At 68.1% G+C, this 17,672-nt stretch carries 14 protein-coding genes; 8 read left to right on the forward strand and 6 right to left on the reverse strand.

Going from position 1 to position 17,672, the window contains the following annotated elements:
• Positions 1-42 precede the first annotated feature (42 nt).
• The 3 genes from Pla123a_RS07840 to wecB form a co-directional block, all read right to left on the reverse strand.
• A complete protein-coding gene (locus tag Pla123a_RS07840) occupies positions 43-1,164 on the reverse strand; it encodes a polysaccharide biosynthesis C-terminal domain-containing protein (protein WP_197527785.1) in 1,122 nt (373 codons plus the stop codon).
• Positions 1,161-2,210, reverse strand: a complete 1,050-nt coding sequence (locus Pla123a_RS07845) for a polysaccharide biosynthesis protein (RefSeq protein ID WP_146585600.1) — start codon at positions 2,208-2,210, stop codon at positions 1,161-1,163. Before Pla123a_RS07845 ends, Pla123a_RS07840 begins: the two co-directional genes overlap by 4 nt.
• A 117-nt stretch (positions 2,211-2,327) precedes the next feature.
• A complete protein-coding gene (gene wecB, locus Pla123a_RS07850; protein WP_146585602.1) occupies positions 2,328-3,449 on the reverse strand; it encodes a non-hydrolyzing UDP-N-acetylglucosamine 2-epimerase in 1,122 nt (373 codons plus the stop codon).
• Between the two features lie 155 nt (positions 3,450-3,604).
• Here wecB and Pla123a_RS07855 point away from each other — a divergent pair, with 155 nt between their 5' ends.
• The 5 genes from Pla123a_RS07855 (at position 3,605) to Pla123a_RS07875 (ending at position 13,157) form a co-directional block, all read left to right on the forward strand.
• Positions 3,605-4,708, forward strand: a complete 1,104-nt coding sequence (locus Pla123a_RS07855) for an SLBB domain-containing protein (RefSeq protein WP_146585604.1) — start codon at positions 3,605-3,607, stop codon at positions 4,706-4,708.
• A gap of 63 nt (positions 4,709-4,771) precedes the next feature.
• On the forward strand, positions 4,772-7,105 hold the full coding sequence (locus Pla123a_RS07860) for a GumC family protein (RefSeq protein ID WP_146585606.1): 2,334 nt from the start codon (positions 4,772-4,774) through the stop codon (positions 7,103-7,105).
• A gap of 21 nt (positions 7,106-7,126) precedes the next feature.
• Positions 7,127-9,856, forward strand: a complete 2,730-nt coding sequence (locus tag Pla123a_RS07865; RefSeq protein WP_146585608.1) for an O-antigen ligase family protein — start codon at positions 7,127-7,129, stop codon at positions 9,854-9,856.
• Complete coding sequence (locus Pla123a_RS07870; RefSeq protein ID WP_146585610.1) at positions 9,853-11,697, forward strand: polysaccharide biosynthesis protein; 1,845 nt, start codon at positions 9,853-9,855, stop codon at positions 11,695-11,697. Before Pla123a_RS07865 ends, Pla123a_RS07870 begins: the two co-directional genes overlap by 4 nt.
• A gap of 128 nt (positions 11,698-11,825) precedes the next feature.
• Positions 11,826-13,157 carry a Gfo/Idh/MocA family protein gene (locus Pla123a_RS07875; protein ID WP_146585612.1) on the forward strand — a complete coding sequence of 444 codons (1,332 nt, stop codon included), beginning with the start codon at positions 11,826-11,828 and terminating at the stop codon, positions 13,155-13,157.
• Here the strand turns inward: Pla123a_RS07875 and Pla123a_RS07880 are convergent.
• Positions 13,145-13,948: a YqjF family protein gene (locus tag Pla123a_RS07880; RefSeq protein ID WP_146585614.1), complete on the reverse strand. Its 804-nt coding sequence runs from the start codon at positions 13,946-13,948 to the stop codon at positions 13,145-13,147. The genes Pla123a_RS07875 and Pla123a_RS07880 overlap by 13 nt on opposite strands.
• A gap of 253 nt (positions 13,949-14,201) precedes the next feature.
• Between Pla123a_RS07880 and Pla123a_RS07885 the strand changes: the two genes are divergently transcribed.
• Together Pla123a_RS07885 and Pla123a_RS07890 are read left to right on the forward strand one after the other, a co-directional pair.
• Entirely contained in the window at positions 14,202-14,594 is a 393-nt protein-coding gene (locus tag Pla123a_RS07885; RefSeq protein ID WP_146585615.1) for an S-adenosylmethionine decarboxylase, read from the forward strand.
• Entirely contained in the window at positions 14,591-15,037 is a 447-nt protein-coding gene (locus Pla123a_RS07890) for an SET domain-containing protein-lysine N-methyltransferase (protein ID WP_146585617.1), read from the forward strand. The genes Pla123a_RS07885 and Pla123a_RS07890 overlap by 4 nt, the downstream gene beginning before the upstream one ends.
• A 730-nt stretch (positions 15,038-15,767) precedes the next feature.
• On the opposite strand, the gene Pla123a_RS07895 is transcribed toward Pla123a_RS07890, so the two are convergent.
• On the reverse strand, positions 15,768-16,010 hold the full coding sequence (locus tag Pla123a_RS07895) for a YecH family metal-binding protein (protein WP_146585619.1): 243 nt from the start codon (positions 16,008-16,010) through the stop codon (positions 15,768-15,770).
• Positions 16,011-16,357: 347 nt separating this feature from the next.
• Between Pla123a_RS07895 and Pla123a_RS07900 the strand changes: the two genes are divergently transcribed.
• A complete protein-coding gene (locus tag Pla123a_RS07900; RefSeq protein ID WP_146585621.1) occupies positions 16,358-16,984 on the forward strand; it encodes a hypothetical protein in 627 nt (208 codons plus the stop codon).
• 6 nt (positions 16,985-16,990) lie between these two features.
• Here the strand turns inward: Pla123a_RS07900 and Pla123a_RS07905 are convergent, their stop codons facing one another.
• Complete coding sequence (locus Pla123a_RS07905; RefSeq protein ID WP_146585623.1) at positions 16,991-17,653, reverse strand: DM13 domain-containing protein; 663 nt, start codon at positions 17,651-17,653, stop codon at positions 16,991-16,993.
• Positions 17,654-17,672: the final 19 nt, after the last annotated feature.

The following is a 17,672-nucleotide window of genomic DNA, read 5'->3' on the forward strand; positions in this document are numbered from 1 at the left end:
CCGGGCAGCCTTGCCCGACCGAGCGTGTCTTGCAGCGCGGGGTCAGGCCACCGCGTCGTAAAAGGTGTCCGGGTCGGCCTGGTCGAAGACTTCGTTGCACCAGAACATGGTCAGCAGCTCCTCGGAGCCGACGTTCTCGATGTGGTGGGTGTGCAGCACCGGGATTGAGATGAACTGCGGCCGGTCGCCGCAGACGCGGAAGTCCTTGACCGCGCCGCCGTGGATCGGACGCAGCCGGATGACCGCCTCGCCCTTGAGCACGCAGAACCACTCGACCTTGCGGGTGTGGTAGTGGTTGCCGCGGATCACGCCCGGCTTGGTGGTCGAGAAGAACACCTGGCCGCCGGTGGCGAGCTTGATGATCTCGTACAGCTCGCCGCGGTTGTCGGCCTTGACCTCCGGCGTGTGCCGGTGGTCGTCCAGGTCCACGTACGACAAGAAGGTCGAGTACAGGGTGGCGTCGAGGTGGCTTGTCAGGTCGGGCACGATGTGCCGCTCGAAGAACGACGCGCGGAAGTCCTCGAGCTTGGCGAGCAGCTCAGAAACTTTGAGCGTTGCACAGCCCTCGAGCCGCGTCACGCGGGTCTCGGCGGGCGGGTCGGCCAGCAGCCCGCAGAGCCGCTCGGCGACGTCGCCCACCCAGATGAACTCGACCTCGCGGTCCTCGATGATCTGTGGGCTCTCGCCAGCGGCGAGTTTGGCGCAGAAGGTCGCCACGACGGAGTTGTAGTTCGGCCGACAGCCCGCGCCGTAGACGTTCGGGAGCACGGCGATTGAGAGCGGCGCGCCGGTCCGGTGGGACCATTCGGCGAGCGTCTGCTCGGCGGCCAGCTTCGCCCGGCCGTAGGGCGAGCCGTTGTCGCGCTGCGTGGTCGAGCTGAACACGACGTGCGGCGTCTGGCCGTTGGCCTCGCACGCGCGGACGAGTTTCTCGGCCATCACGGTGTTGCCGGTGCGGACCTCGTCCTCGGTCCCGCGGTTGACGCCGGCGATGTGCAGCACGGCGTCGCAGCCGGCGAGCTTGGCGGCGAGGCGATGCACGTCGTCCCAGGCCGACCGCGGGATCAGGCGGACCTCGACCCCTTCGTGGGTGCGGAGCCGCGTCTGCAGCCCCTTAGCGACGAATCCGCTCGGACCGGTGATGGCGATGACCTGGTTGCTCACGCGGCGATCCTCTTCAGCTTGCGGGCGGTGGGCCAGTCCTTCAGCTCGGCCTGCACTTCCGGCAGGCTGAGCAGCAGGGCCTCGGTGTCCTCGACCGTCAGGCGGGTGGCGTTCTCGGACGTGTAGCCGTCTTTGATGAAGGTCGCCTTGAGGTCGCCGCGGGAGAAGTAGTCCTCGTAGTTGCGACCCGCGCGGCACGGCACGCGGTAGTAGTTGTCGTACTCCTCGGAGCGGATCATCTCTTCGGGCGTCAGCAGCACCTCGTGGGTCTTCTCGCCCGCCCGCACGCCGACAATGTTGACTTCGTTGTCGGCGCCGAACAGGTTCAAGAGCGCCTGGGCCAGGACCTCGACGGTCGACGCGGTCGCCTTCTGGACGAGCACGTCGCCCTGCTGGCCGTGCTCCATCGCGAAGGTGACGAGCTTGACCGCCTCGGTCAGGGGGAGCAGCAGGCGGGTCATCTTGGGGTCGGTGACCGTCAGCGGCTTGCCGGCCTTGATCTGGTCGATGAACAGCGGGATGACCGAGCCGCGAGAGCACATCACGTTGCCGTAGCGCACGCCGCAGAATGTAGTGGAGGTGGTCTGGTGCGACTGCGCCCGGGCGAGCATCAGCTTTTCCATCAGGGCCTTGGTCTGGCCCATCGCGTTGACCGGGTAGACCGCCTTGTCGGTGCTGAGCACGACCAGCTTCTCGACGCCGACTTCCTCGGCCGACTCGAGCACGTTGTGCGCGCCGATAATATTGGTCTGCACCGCCTCGAACGGGAAAAACTCGCACGAGGGGACCTGCTTGAGCGCCGCCGCGTGGAACACGTAGTTGGCGCCCCGCATCGCGTAGGCGACCTGCGGCCGGTCGCGGATGTCGCCGATGACGAAGCTGACCCGCTCGTCGTTGAGGGCGAGCCGCATGTCGTGCTGCTTCTTCTCGTCGCGGCTGAACACGACGACGCGCTCCGGCGAGTGGTCGGTCAAGACCATGCGGGTGAAGCTGTTGCCGAACGAACCGGTGCCGCCGGTCACAAAGATCGTCTTCCCGTCGAACATTCCGTTGCTCGGCCTTGGGGGTCGCGGTGGAGAGCAGCCGGCCGTGTCCATGGCCTGATGCTGGGCCAAAAGTTTATGGCCGACGGTCGCCGACCAACAACCCCAGTTCACGCCTCGCTAGCACCCGGCGATCAGGCCTGCGATCCGCTCGGCGGCGTGTCCGTCGCCGTACGGGTTAGAGGTCGGCCGCCGTCGCGAGAGCTCCGCCGGGTCGTCCAGCAGCAGCGAGACCTCTTCGACGATGCGGCCGGTGCTGGCGCCGACCAGCCGGGCCGCGCCGGCGTCGACCGCCTCAGGCCGTTCGGTAGTGTCCCGCATCACCAGCAGCGGCTTGCCGAGCGAGGGGGCCTCCTCCTGCACCCCGCCCGAGTCGGTCAGGATCAGCGTCGAGCGGTCCATCAGCCAGACAAACTCTGGGTAGCTGGCGGGCAGCAGCAGGTGGACGTTCGCCAAGCCGCCGAGCGCCTCGTGCACGGGCCCTCGGACGTTCGGGTTGAGGTGCACCGGGTAGACGAAGTCGGTGTCGGTGAAACGCCTGGCTAGGGCGGCGATCGCGTCGCAAATCCCCTGCATGCCGGCTCCGAAGTTCTCCCGCCGGTGGCCAGTAATCAGCACCAGGCGTTCGCGTTCCAGGCCGGCGTGCCGGCAGCGCCAGTGGGCGCCGTTCTCGCGTTCACGCTCAACGGTCGCCAGCAGGGCGTCGACCACGGTGTTGCCGGTTACGTGGATCTGGTCGTTGGGCACGTGCTCGCGGCGCAGCTCGTCGGCCGAGCGCTCGGTCGGCGCGCAGTGCACCGTGGTAGCGATGCTAGCAACTCGGCGGTTGAACTCTTCGGGCCACGGCGCCTGCAGGTTGTGCGTCCGCAGCCCGGCCTCGACGTGCACCAGCGGCAGCCGGTGGTAGAACGCCGTTAGCGCCGCCGCCAGCACCGAGCTGGTGTCGCCCTGCGCCACGACCACCGTCGGCGCGTGCTCCTGCACGACGCGGTCTAACCCCTCCAGGCACCGCGCGGTGAGCCCCGACAGCGACTGGTTGGGACGCATCACGTCGAGGTTCACGTCGGCCGTCAGGCCGAAGTAGTCTGCCACCTGCGCCAGCATCTCCTGGTGCTGCCCGGTGAAGCAGACCACCGGCGTCATTTCGTCGCGGCCCAGGCACGCGCGGACCACGGGGGCCATCTTGATCGCCTCGGGACGCGTGCCAACGACTAGCAGCGGTTTGCAGGGGGAACTCGGCATGGGGTCCTTTGGGGGGCGGGCCCGAGCGGGGCGCGGGGGAGGGGGGGCAGGGGGCAGGAAGCGGACCGACCTTGTTGGCGACCGCAGGAAACTGTATTAACCCCCGCTCACCATCCTAACCAGAGGTCCTGCGCCCGCAACGAGTCGCTTCCCGAATGCCGTCCTACACCCTGCAATTCCGGTTGTTTACTGCCGCGGTGCTCCTTTCGGGCGCGGCCCTCGGCTGCCACTCTGCCCAGTACCGGGCCGCGGACCTCCCGCTGAATATGCGCCGCTCGGCGGCCCTGAACTCGAGTCAGATCCAGATTTCTAGCCTGGCGAGCGGCGGCGGGAAGAGCACCACCATCGGCGCCGACGACCTGCTTTCCGTACAATTGGCGACCGGCGTCGAGACCACCGAGCGGGAGCCGCTGCTCGTCCGCGTCGACGCCAACGGCGACGCGGACGTCCCGCTGATCGGTCCGGTCCGGCTGGCGGGGCTCGATGTCGCCTCGGCCGGTCGGCAGATCGGCGCCGCCGCGGTTGAACGCGGCATCTACCAGCGGCCGCAGGTCACGGTGCAGATGCACGAGCAGGCGACCAATCGTGTCGTCGTGCTCGGGGCCGTAACCAACCCCGGCGCCTACGAAATCCCACGGGCGGGGTGCGACGTCGCCAGCGCGATCGCGCTGGCCGGCGGCCTCACCGAGGATGCCGGCCCAGAGGTCGAGCTGCTGCGTCAGTCGCGCACCGGGCTGATCACCGCCGACGTCCAGCCCGACGCGGGTGACGAGGGCGGGGTGCAGCAGGTCTCGTACCAGGCGGCGGCCGGCGGGCCGGTTACCGAACGAATCAATCTCGCTCAGGCGGGCGCCGGGAGCTCCACCAATCAGCGTCTGGACGACCGCGACGTCGTGATGGTGCACCCGAAAGAGAAGCGGGTCTTCCACGTGACCGGCCTGGTGGAACGCCCCGACCAGTTTGAACTGCCCGACGACCAGGTGATCCGCGTGCTCGACGCGCTGGCGATGGCCGGCGGGACCAGCTCGCCGGTGGCGGACCGCGTGTTCGTTATCCGGCAGAACGACATCGACGCCGAGCCTCCGGTCGTGATCGAGGTCAGCATCGCCAAGGCCAAGATGTCCGGCGATGAGAACCTGGTGATCGGATCGGGCGACCTGGTGAGCGTCGAGCAGACCGCCGCCACCACCGTGCTGGACGCCTTCCGGAACTTCTTCCGTGTGACCATGGGCGTCAGCAGCCGGCTTGCCGCGTTCTAAGAATAGCAACTCACCCCATCGATCGCGGGGCCTAGCCCGCGAGCCAACCGACCGACACCAAGAATGACAGCCGTCGATCAACAAGGTGGTTTTCCAGAAGAGGCGGCCCACGAGGGGTCGCTGGCCGACTCGCTGCACGGGCTGGTGCGTCTGCTGCGGCTGATGCAGCGCAACCAGGCGACCCTGGCGTGGTGCGTTGCCGGCTGCACGGTGATCGCGATGGCGTACTACGTCGCCGCCCCGCGCTTCTACAGCTCCACCGCTAAGCTGCTGCTGATCGAGCAGGACCCGGACAGCGTATCGAGCGTCGCCGAAGGGGGACGCGCCGACGACCTCATGGCGACCCACCGCGAGCTGGTGAAGAGCCCGGTTGTGCTGCAGAACGCGATCTCCGACCTGCCGCCCGAGCACCGCATCGACCTCGAAACGATCAACCCTTCCCACTGGGTAGAGGAGCTCGGTCGCGGCCTGTCGGCGTCGACCGTCCGCCGCACTAAGTTTATCCAGGTCAGCTACAAGTCGCGGCGGCCGGAGTCGGCCGTGGCGGTGGTCAACGCGGTGATCAACAGCTACCTGCACTTCGTCGAAGAGACCCACCGCAGCACCGCCGCCGAGGTGCTCGACGTGCTCACCATCGAACGCGACCAGCTGCAGAGCGAGCTGCTGCGGAAGCAGAAACTGCTGCAGGAGGCCCGCGAACGGTGCGGACACCTGGCGATCGATCAGAAGGACGGCGTGGTCGACCCGATGATCGGCCGGGCGATCCACCTCAACGACGCCCTAATGGAGGCCCAGCAGCGGCGGCTCGACCTGCAGGGCTCGCTGGCGTCGGTGGCGATGGCGATGGCCCGCGGCGACGACATGCGCAACTACCTGAGCGTGGTCGAGGAGGCGGTCGGAGAGCAGATGATGCTGGCCGCGCTCGGACTCAGCCACCAGGACATGGAGATGCTCACCAGCCAGCAGCAGCGGCTGATGGAGACCCAGGACGAGCTGCGGCGGCTGTCGCCCCACTACGGGCCCAACCACCCCCAGATCAAGGAGCTCACCGAGCAGGTCGCCGCGCTGCAGCAGTACCTCTCGAGCTACCACGCCGCCAGCGGTTCGCGCTACGCGTCGATCAACAACGGCGACCTCGGACCGATGATCAAGCGGACCCTCGAGCAGTCGGTCGCCCAGGCGATGGAGCAGGAACGCATCCTGGCCGAGTCGTTCGAGGACGCCCGCGTCAACGCCGCCCGTCAGAGCGGCGACCTGGTCGAGCTCGACATGCGGAAACGCGAGGTCGAGCGGCTGGAGTCGCTGCACGACGTGCTGTTCGAGAAGATCGCGGCGGTCGACATCCACCAGGTTCAAGCGCCGATCCGCGCCAGCATTGTCGAGGAGCCGCTGCCCGAGGAGACCCCGGTGTCGCCGCGGTTCGCCCGGCTGTTCGGCTCGGCCCTGGTCGGCGGCGTGCTGCTGGGGGCCGGCATCGTGTTCATCCGCGACCAGCTCGACGACCGCTTCGCCTCGCCCGACGAGATGTCCCAGCAGCTCGAGCTGCCGGTGCTGTCGGTCGTGCGGACCCTCAACCCGCTGCCCGGCACGGGACTCGACGCGGTCCACATGCACGTCGACGCGAACTCGGTCGAAGCCGAGGCCTTCCGCACCCTGCGGACCTCGCTCACCCTCCGCGGCGAAGAGACCGAACGACTCGTCATCTCCAGCGCCGAGCCGTCCGACGGCAAGACGACGGTCTCGTCGAACCTGGGCGTCGCGTTCGCGCAGGTCGGCAAACGCACCCTGATCATCGACGCCGACCTCCGCAAACCCGGCATGACCAGCCTGATGGGCCTCAAGGGCCACGCCGGCGTCACGGACATCCTGATCTGCGAAGGCGCCATCGGCGCTCTCGCAGAGCGGTGCCTGGTCAAGACCGGGCTCGATAAGCTCGACGTCATCCCGGCCGGTCCCCGCCGGCCCGACGCGGCCGAGCTGCTCTCGGGACCCAACTTCGGCGAGCTGCTCGCCTGGGCCGAGGGACGCTACGACCAGGTCCTGGTCGACTGCCCGCCCGTGCTGGCGGTCAGCGACGCCCAGATCATCGGCCGCCTGGTCGACGGCGTGGTCGTGGTGGTCACGCCCGAAAAGAACCACCGCCGGTTGGTGGTCCGCGCGTGCGACAGCTTCCTGCACGCCGGCTGCCACGTGCACGGCGTCGTGGCGAACCGCATCTCTAACAAATCCGAAGGCGGCTACGGCTACGGGTATGGCTACGGGTACGGCTACGGGCACTCCGACGAGGAGGAGAGAGTCGAGGAAAAAGTCGAGCACGACCTGTCGCCTGTCGAGCCCGCAGCCGCGTCGTGGCGCCGCCCGACCGAAGGTCCCGCCGACGCCGACCGGGCGGCCTAACCGCCGACACTATGCATTGCTATGAAGCCGCAAGCCATCATCCAACGACTCCGCAATGTCGATGTCCGCCGCTGGCCGCTGAAGGCCGTGGACGCGGGCCTGGCGGCGGTGCTGCTGGTGGCGCCGCTATTCTACGGCGGGCGGCATGACATCGGCCTGCTGGCCTACGCGGTGATCGTGCTGGCGACCGCGGTCGCCTGGGCGGTGCACCGCGCGACGAACGAGGGCTCGGCGAGCCCGCTCTCTGGCTGGGCCGCCGCGCTGCTGGCGGCGGGACCGGCGCTGCTGCTCCTCCAACTGACTCCGCTGCCGCCGGCAGTCTTGGGGGTGCTTTCCCCGGAGCTGGCCGATCGCCTGACCACCTGGCGCGGGGATGCGAACTCGTTCGGCGCGTGGCAGACGCTGACCGTGGACGCCTGGGCGACCCGTTCTAGTCTTGCAACGCTGCTGACGCACTGCGTGCTGTTCCTCGTTGCCGCCCAGCGGCTCAAAACCGTCGGCGACGTCCGGCGGCTGATCTCTTGGGTCGGCTTTGCGGCGGTTGGCATGTCGGCGCTCGCGCTGCTGCAGTACGCCTCGGGGACGAAGCTGCTGCTGTGGTGCATTCCGCTGCCGTACCGCGACGTCAGCCGCGCGGCGCTCGGCTCGTTCACGACCCCCAACCACTGCGGGCACTTCATTGCGTTGGGCGTAGGCGCCCTGCTGCTGCTCGCCCTGCGGCAACGCGAGGCGCTCGCCGCGGCCGCCCTCCGTCGTTCTCCCAACGCCAAGCCCGGCGTATCGCGCGACGAGCTCATTCGGACCATTGGCTCAATCGCCGCGCTCGGGCTGACCGCCGCGGCGGTGCTGTTGACCTTCTCGCGCGGGGCGTTGCTCGCCTACCTCGTCGGTATGGCCGTGACGCTCGCGCTGCTCGGCTGGGCCGGGTGGGTCGGGCGGTCGCACTTAGTGCGCGGCGGTCTGCTGCTGATCGTGGCCGGCGTTGCGTTGTCGCTGCTGCAGTACGATCAGGTCTCCCAGAAGTCGGGCGGGGTGACGCTGACCGGCATCGACGACCTGACCGACACCACAGACCGCCAGCTGGTGTGGCGGGCGAACCTGTCGGCCTTCGCCGCCAACCCGGTCTTCGGGTACGGGGCCGGCAGCCACGGCCAGGTCTACCCGATGTTCATCGAGGAGGCCACGCCGGTCCACTTCACTCACGCCGAGTCCGGGTACCTGCAGGTCGCCACCGAGGCCGGCCTGGCCGGGCTGCTGCTGGCAGGCGGCGCCGTGGCGCTCGTTGGCTGCTGGTGCGTCCGCGGCCTGGTCGGCGCCAAGGACCGCGACGATCTGGCCCTGTGGGCCGTGATCGCCGGGGCGCTGGGCGTGTCTCTGTTCCACTCGATCGCCGACTTTGTCTGGTTCATCCCGTCCTGCCTGGCGCCGATGGTGCTGATCGCGGCGGCGGCGATGCGGCTGCACCTGCTCCGTGACAAACGCCCCCTCTGGCGGCCCAATGGCGTCGTCAGCGGCGGCTACGCCGGCGTCGCGATGGCGTCGGCGTGCGTGGCCCTGCTGGTCGCCCCCGCCGAAACCGCCCGCCTGCGGGACCACTACACGACGACCTCGGTCGCGGTGAATCGCTACAACTCAAGCCTGTTCGCCAAGGCCCGCAACAACGCCCCGGACGCCGACGATCAGATCCTGGCTTCGCGGGTGTACTACTCGGACGAGATGATCCGCGACCTGGTCGAGATCGTCCGCGCCAACCCTCAGGACGCGGCCGCGCAGCTCCGCTTGGCGGCCCAGTGCCTGCACCGGTTCGAGCTGGCGCAGGCCCAGGCCGGAGGCGGCATGGGGCTGGAGGCGGTCCGCTCGGCGGTGCTCGCCTCGGAGTTCCCCTCGCACGAGGCGACGGTCGAATGGCTGCGCCGCGCCTTCGGCGAGGACGCTCGACTGCTGCTCACCGCCCGCTCGGCGGCCGCGCACGCGGTGCGGCTCTGCCCGCTGCAGGGAGAGGGCTACCTCTACCTGGCGGACCTCGACTTCCTCGCCGCCGACCAGTTGCCCGGCAACGACCAGCTGGTCGAGCAGGCGCTGTCGGTGCGGCCGCAGAACGGCAGCGTGCTGTTCACCGCCGGCAAGCACCGCTTCCAGACCGCCCAGATCGACGAGGCCCGCGAGCTGTGGCGGCGGGCGGGTCGCGCCCCGGGCAACCACTTGGTGAAGCTCGCTTCGGTCGTGAGCCTGCTGTTCCCGGCGGAGCAGTTCGTCACCGACTTTGATCCGGACTGGCGGTTCACCTTCGCCGCCTACGAGTTCTACCGCCACCGCGGCAACGAGACCGACCTGCGGGCGCTGGCGGTCCACGCCACGAAACTAGCCGAGCAGAACCAGCTGACCGACACGCCGCGGCACGCGGCTGTGAACTACTGGCAGGCGGCGACCATCCACGAGCAGCTCGGCGACCTGCCCCGTGCCGTGGAGTGCGCCGCCCGCGCCTACGAGATTGAACCCCGGTTGTTCCACATCCGCCGCGGGCTGGCGAGCGCGTTGTTCCGGTCGGAACGCTACGACGAGGCCGACCCGCACATCCGCTGGTGCCTGGCCCGCAGCCCCGACGATCAGTCGCTGCGGAGCTGGTTGGAGAAGATCGCCAAGCACCGCCTGATGCAGCGAGACGCTTCCAGCCCGACGCGTGTCGCCCGCCGCTCGCTGCTGGCGAGCCCGTGGGACGAACCCCCGACCGACCCCAAGCAAGATCCATGAGACAGCGACTGGCGTCCGGAATCCGACTGCTTTGCCTCACGCTCGCCTGCGCCGGCGCGTACGTGCTGGCGTACGTGCTGCGGTTCAACGACGGAGGTTCGCCGCACTACTGGGACCAGATGTACCTGACGATTGGCGTCGCGGTGATCGCCAAGCTGGGCGCCGTCTTTTGGCACGACGTCCACCAGCAGCACCACCGCTTCATCGGCTTCGAGGATCTGGTGGCGATCGTCAAGGCCGCCACCGCGGGCGCCGTGGCGCTGACGCTGCTCGACACCTTTGTGCTCACCAGGCTGGCCATCCCCCGCGGCGTGGTGTTCATCGACTGGGGAGCCACGATCCTGGCCCTGAGCGCCGTGCGGGCGTGGCCGCGGGCGCTGCACTACCTACGCACCCGCGCGTTCAACGCCGGCGAGGGGCAGGTCCGCACGCTGATTGTCGGCGCCGACGACCACGGTGAGGTGCTGCTCCGCGCGCTGCGGGCCGGCGGCGCCTCGGCGGCTCGGGTAGTTGGGTTTGTCGACGACGACCCCACGCATCGCGGCCGCCGCATTAGCGGCACGCCGGTCCTCGGCGGCACCGATCAACTGCTGGAACTCGTGGAGCGTCACGCGGTGGAAGAGGTGCTGATCGCCGGCAGCCTGCCCGGCAAGCAGGTGCGGCAGATCGTGCACACCGCGGCGGATCACGACTTCCGCGTGCGGGTGCTTCCGAGCTACCAGCAGATCCTGGACGAGGATGTCTCGGTGCAGCCGCGGAGCGTGGCGATCGAGGACCTGCTGCGCCGCGAGGCGGTCGACTTCGATCAGCAGGCGGTCGGCGCCTGGCTGCGCGGGAGCACCGTGCTGGTGACCGGCAGCGCCGGCAGCATCGGCTCGGAGGTCTGCCGCCAGCTGCTGCGGGTCCGGCCGGCCAAGCTGGTCGTGATCGACCGCTCGGAGACCGGCCAGTTCTTCCTCGAGCGGGAGCTCCGCCGGCTCGCGCCCGAGGCGGATCTCGAGGTCACGATCGGCGACCTCACCGACCCCGAACGGATGGAGGCGGTCTTCGCCCAGCACCAGCCCGACGTCATCTTCCACGCCGCCGCCTACAAGCACGTGCCGCTGATGGAAGAGCACCCCGGCGAGGCGGTCAAGAACATCGTGCTCGCGACCCGCAACGTCGCGGACCTGGCCGAGTCGCACGGAGCCCAGGCGTTCGTCATGATCTCGACCGACAAGGCCGTCAACCCAACCAGCGTGATGGGCAGCTGCAAGCAGCTCGCCGAACGCTACGTGCAGGCCCGCTCCGCCGGCTCGTCGTGCCGGTTCACCACGGTGCGGTTCGGCAATGTGCTCGACTCGGCCGGCAGCGTGGTGCCGGTGTTCCGCCAGCAGATCGCCGGGGGCGGGCCGGTGTCGGTCACGCACCCCGACATCGAACGCTACTTCATGATGATCCCCGAGGCGTCGCAGCTGGTCATCCAGGCCGGGATGATGGGGCGCGGGGGCGAGATCTTCGTGCTCGACATGGGCGAGCCGGTCCGCATCATGGACCTCGCCCGCGACATGATCCGGCTGTCCGGCCTGAAGGTTGGCGAGGACATCGAGATCGAGATCACGGGCCTCCGCCCGGGCGAGAAGCTGTACGAGGAGCTGTACTGGGACTCGGAGCGGCACAAGCCGACCTCGCACGGCAAGATCATGGTCGCCGACAGCAACGTCGAGAGCCTGCTGCGTCTGACGCACGAGATCAGCCGGCTGGCGGCGGTCGCGAACCAGCCCAAGGAAGTGACCCGCGAGGCGCTCAGGGCGGTGGTGCCGCTGTTCGAGCCCGCCGAAGCAACCCGCCGGGCTGCTTGACCGCGATCTGCGGCGGGCCGTGGCGCCCGCCCCGCGATTTGCTTTCTGTGGGTCGGGTCGGCTAAGTTCTGGGAACGCGACCGGCGGAGTTCCGGTCTCGCAACCGAAACCCCTGACGGGCCACATCGATGAGTCACTCGCTAAGTCGTCGCCGATTCCTGCAATCCTCTGCTCTGGCGGGCGCCGGATTCTGGGTTACCGGTTCACTCGGAGCGCAGCAACCTGGTCTCGCTAACAGCCGGCCGCAGTTTGCCTGCATCGGGGTAGGGGGCAAGGGTTCGAGCGACTCCGCCGACGCCGCCCGGTTCGGCGACGTCGTGGCGATCTGCGACATCGACGCCAACACGCTCAACAGCTCGGGCGACGAGAAGCACACCGGCGCCGAGCGGTTCGCCGACTTCCGCGAGATGCTCGACAAGCTGGGCGACAAGATCGATGGTGTCACCGTCAGCACGCCCGACCACACCCACGCGGTGGCGGCCGCGGCCGCCATGCGGCTCGGCAAGCACGTCTACTGCCAGAAGCCGCTCACGCACTCGATCTGGGAGGCCCGCCGACTGACCGAGATCGCCGCCGAGGCCGGCGTCGCGACGCAGATGGGCAACCAGGGCGCGGCGCTCGAAGCGGCCCGACGCTCGCAGGCGGTGATCCAGTCGGGCGTGCTGGGCAAGGTCCGCGAGGTGCACGCCTGGACCGACCGCTGCGGCGGCTGGTGGCCGCAGGGCGTCGACCGCCCCGCCGCGGCCGAGGCGCCGCCGCACGTCAGCTGGGACCTGTTCCTCGGCCCCGCGCCCTCCCGCCCGTTCAGCCCACTGTACCACCCGTTCAAGTGGCGCGGCTGGTGGGACTTCGGCACCGGCGCCCTGGGCGACATGGCCTGCCACGTGCTGAACATGCCGTTCCACGCGCTGGAGCTCCGCGATCCGGTGGCGGTGCAGGCCACCACCTCCGGCCACAACCGCGACAGCTACCCCAACTGGTCGGTCATCGACTTCGAGTTCCCCAGCAACGATTCACGGGACGCGCTCAAGCTCACCTGGTACGACGGCGGCAAGCGTCCCGACCCGGCGCTGGTCGGGTCCGAGGGTGAACTGCCGGGCAACGGCGTGATCGTGGTCGCCGAGAACGCCACGCTCTACTCTCCCGACGCCTACGGCAGCAATTTCGAGATCATCGGCGACCTCGAGACCCCCGAGGTCGAGTTCGAACGCTCGCCGGGCCACTTCGACGAGTGGGTGCGGGCGATCGGCGGCGGCGCGGCGGGCGCGTCCAATTTTGCCGACACCGGCGGCCCGCTGACCGAGACCGTGCTGCTGGGCAACCTGGCCGTGTGGGCCGCCCACGAGGCCGATACCCCCGGCCAGCGGGTCGAGTGGGACGCCCAGAGCATGACGCCGACCAACGCCCCGGAGCTGGCGGCGATCGTCCGCCCCGAGCTGCAGCACGGCTACGAGCTGTAACGCGGCAGCAGCTCGGGCGACCAGACCGCGACGTCGATCCGCTCGGCGTAGTGCAGCGTGGCGGGCGGCCCTGCGCAGTCGACGCCGTGCGGCGCGGCCATGCTGTTCTCCATGATCGTCGCCTCGGCGTGCTGCAGCGGCCACGGCACGTGGTGCACCTCGGTGCGGGTCATGCCGCCGTCGGGGCGGGGGGCGTACAGGCAGTACCGCTCGGTCAGCCAGTGCTCGAGCGTTCCGGGCGTCGCCTCGAACGGGTCGGAGGTCGGGCGGTACTCGGCCGCGAAGCAGGCCGCGCAGTCGGCGCGCTCCGACAGGTACGCGACGCCGTGGTCCGTGCGGCGGGCGTCGATCCGCGCGCGGTGGTACGGCAGGTGGAACCACCGCCGCGCCGCCCATACCGCCAGCGGGTTGGTCGCGTCGAGGCTCAGGAACCAGACGCCCGGCCGGCCGTCGGGGCTCCCGCCTGGCCGACCGACCTGTCGGACGTAGGTGCGGACATTGATCTCCGGGAAGGCCGACAGCCACGGCAGGTCGGGCAGCGGCCGCCGCGTGACGCCCTCCATCCGAAACGGCACCACGCCGAGCCACGCCTGGTTGTCCCACAGGTCGAGCTCGAGCCCCGGCGGCAGCAGTGGTCGCAGCAGACCCGGTTCGACCGGCCAGTGGGCGAACAGCAGCTCCAGCCAACTCTGCCGCCAGGTCCAGCGTCGCGCGGGGATCGGCCACGGGCGGTGCGACTGTCGCGCGAGTGACGGGTGGGCGAGCGAGTTTTTCGTGCTGGCGCCGGGCATTTCCGCTGCAGGGGGCAGTCTCGGAGCAATTCTCGAAAAATTGGGAAACTCATCTTACCCGACCGGGGCGTAGTCGATAACATTTCCCGTGCTACACAAATCGGCGGCCGCCTTCGAATCGTTGATCGGAATGTTCGGCGCCTTTCGCTTTCCGCTCTGAACTGCCTCTAAGCAGTCGCCGCTTCCCGCAAACCGTTCCCGAACGGCTGCCGGCACCGGACCCGAGCCCCCACTCCCTTTGGAGCCCCTCCCTATGACAACTGCGCTTGCGGAGTATCGTCGCCTTCAACACAACGGCCAGCCCCACTACGGTCAGCACCTGATCGCGACCTGCCTGGGCTGCAGCGAAGACATACTCTCGATCGAACGCATGACCAAGTTCTTGCAGGTCATGGCCGACGACATCGACATGGTCCGCTTCGGCGACCCGGTCATCGCCCGCTTCGGCGGCGGCATCGAGACCGGCATCTCCGGCGTGCAGCTGATCGAGACCTCCGCCATCGTCATCCACACCAACGACGCCCACCGCGACATGTACCTGGACGTCTTTAGCTGCAAAGAGTTTGAAGAAGAAACTGTCAGGCGAGTCTTGGACGACTTCCTGTCCCCTTCCTCGGTGACCTGTGAGGTATTCTACCGCAAATGAGAATCTACCCCAGACACCTGCCTGTGATCGCCGATGAGCCGCAGGCAGAAGAATTCCGCGTGATCGACGTGGACGACCATCGCGGCCAGGGCGTGGAAGTCCTCCGCCGGTTCGCAGCTGGAGAGCTGCTGTTCCGGATGAACGGAGTTCTCCGCGACTACGTCACGCAGTACACGCTGCAGGTGGGGCCCAACGAGCACCTCGACGACCCGTACGTCGGCGGCAAGGTGCTGCACTGCTGTGACCCCAACTCGATGCTCGAGCCCCGCACGCGGTGCTACATCGCCGTGCGCGACATCGAGCCGGGCGAGCTGCTGACCATGGACTACGACCTCACCGAGGACTACCTGTTCAAGGCGTTCGAGTGCCGCTGCGGGGCCGACAACTGTCGCGGCTACGTGGCGGGACGCCTGGCCGAGGTCCCCGCGGTCGCCAACGCCTAGCGGAGTCGAAAAACCAGTTCGCCGCTACGGCGTCGAATCCCACAGAGCGGCCCGGCAGGGGCATCGTTGTTTGGCGCAACGGTCCTCCTCCGGGTCGCTTTTTTTGTCGTCCGCGGTCGCAACGCCGCTCAGAGGTTTAGTCTGAAAAAACGAGCGGAGGGGACAAAACCCGCGGCCTATCTCTTCCTCGATTCTTGTAAGTGTTTAGCAGCTAATGCATTGGGCAAGGCTCCTTCCAGTGGTGGGTGGGGTTTTGTCCCTAAGTGTTTTGCGGATCGGACCGCCGTCGGCCAACCCGCCATGATCTGACCGGGGTCGCCTCGGAGCCGTGTTAGCGGTTCAAGAGACCGCTCCCAGGCCCCACGCGCGCAGCGGAACCCACACGCCCGACACCCTCTGGTGGGCGTACTTCCATTTGATATTAGAACGCGTCGGGCAGCCGGTTGCAGCAACAAACCGGCGGCGAGAGCAGAAGAGATGGGCCGATGCGACGGCGCCCCCCCGCATTTGGGCAAGGCTTTTCACTAGCTGGCGCCGACCTTAGGCCGCAGAGTTGCTAGGCCCGGCATTCATGCCGGGTCAACCCGGCACAACGGGCGCCGTGAAGCCCCGTTAACGGGGCTTACCAAGTTTGGCTTCAGCCCCAGAACCCGGCATGAATGCCGGGCCTAAAACTCGCAGACTCCTGAACAAGCGTGATCGCCAATGGCGCCCAGTCGACCGGCAATTGTCAGTGGTCGCAGATCTTGTCCGCCGCCGTGGTAAAGCCGCCCTCGGTGGCGACGAACTTGTCGCGGGCCTCGAGGAAGGAGACCAGCTCGTCGGCCGTCATGCCCTCGGCCGAACAGGTGCAGAAACGGGCCGCCTCGCCGAACTCCTTGACGATCGCCGAGCACAGCGACTCCCGCGTGTACGACTGGCCCCCGGCGAGCATCATCCGCATCACCTCGTGCCCATGGACCTGTTCCGCCATGCGACTCCCTCCTCTCGTGCGATACGAAAACCGATTGCAGCTCTGCTAGCTGCGTCCCATTATGCCCGAGACGACCGGAACCCGTCCACTCGCGTCGCTAACGCCAGTAGGCCGAAGCTTGGCGGGACGAGGCTAGGCCGATTAACGCAAAGTGTTTGGCTGACATCGTCCAGCCGTGTAGTTTCGAAGCGGCTATTCATATACCGCCCTACGACAATTGAGTTCAGCTAACGCATCAACCCTCACCATTCGTCCACGATTCGGTTTGCGAACCGGTCGACAGGGACGCACGGTGTGGGTTTTTTGTTTGGCAGAGCTCTCAGGGGCCCTCTCACGGAGACACTTCGATGAAAGCTGTCACCTCGGCCGCACTTGCGGCGGTTTTTCTTCTGCTCGCAGACCAGACTGTCAGGGCGCAATCGGCAACGATCGACTTCGAGTCGCTTCCGCTGGGCACGACCTACGGTGCCTCTTCCGGCGACAGCCCTGGTGACCTGGCCTTCACCGAGGACGGCGTCGACGTGCGGTTGCAGAACTACAGCAGCGGGAGCTTCTCCAGTGCGACGGTCGGAGGCTTCATGGCCGATAAGTTCTCAACGACGCCGATGACGATCAGCAATATCAACCTCGACTTCGAATTTGGATCACTTCCGTTCGACGTCGGCCTCGTGACATTCGAATACGCAGACTCTGGCGGCACGGTCAACCTGGGCGTCAACGGGACGAACCTGTCCTTGGCTGACATGACGGATGCTCCAGCGTCGATCGCAGGGGTCGCGGTATCAGTTACCGCGTCCCCCATTTTCGGGGGAGTCTTCGGCGAGGTAACGCTCACTGGCCAGATAGACACGGTGCGTCTCGGCGGCCAAGAGTTTGGCGTCGACAACCTGCGTGCGGAGGTCCCTGAGCCGCTGTCCGCGACATTAGCGCTGTTGGGTCTCATCGGCGTGGCCGCGGCCCGCCGTAGGTTTTAATTGCCGCTAGAGAGCGCGACCCCGGGATGGCGGCCGCCGTTTCAGCGTGGCCAGCGCGGCTGTCAGCAGCCACAACGCCGGCGGCTCGGGCGCGGCGATGGCGGCGGTAAGCTCCGAACTGGCTGATGCTGCGCCGTAGTTGGTCCGCCATGTGTCGTAGTCGGCAGGCAGGAACTCGCCGCTGGTGTTGTCGCGCCACACCGTGTAGTCGGCCGCGTCGACCGCTAGGTCGCCGTTGTAGTTGCCCGGCAGGCTCGGCGCCGCGAAGGCGCCGGAGCCGAAGCTGACGTAGAAGTCGTCGCACCACACGGAGATCGCCTGCAGCCCGTCGAACGAGTCGCCGGGCGCCAGGTCGAACAGTAGCGGGCCCTGCGAGCCGTTGTAGACCGTGCCGGTCAACAATTGTGGGACCTTCACGCCGTTGGTGAACGCGGGGGTCGTGTCCTCGGCGCCGAGGTAGAAGTACACGCTCGGCCCGCCGCCGTCGTACGTGAAGTTGTCGATGCGAAAGGTGTCGGCGTCGACGATGGTCACCGTCCCCGAAACGTTGTGGTAGTCCCGGCTCAGCTCGGCCTGCCAGCCGGGCTCCTGGCCGCGCGCCCAGGCCGCCGTCAGCAGCAGGGTGCAGGCGGTGATGGCGGTAGCAGAGCGGAGTCGGCGGGCGGACATAAGCGATCCGTGAGGAGTC

This window comes from Posidoniimonas polymericola, from assembly GCF_007859935.1.
Lineage (GTDB): Bacteria > Planctomycetota > Planctomycetia > Pirellulales > Lacipirellulaceae > Posidoniimonas > Posidoniimonas polymericola.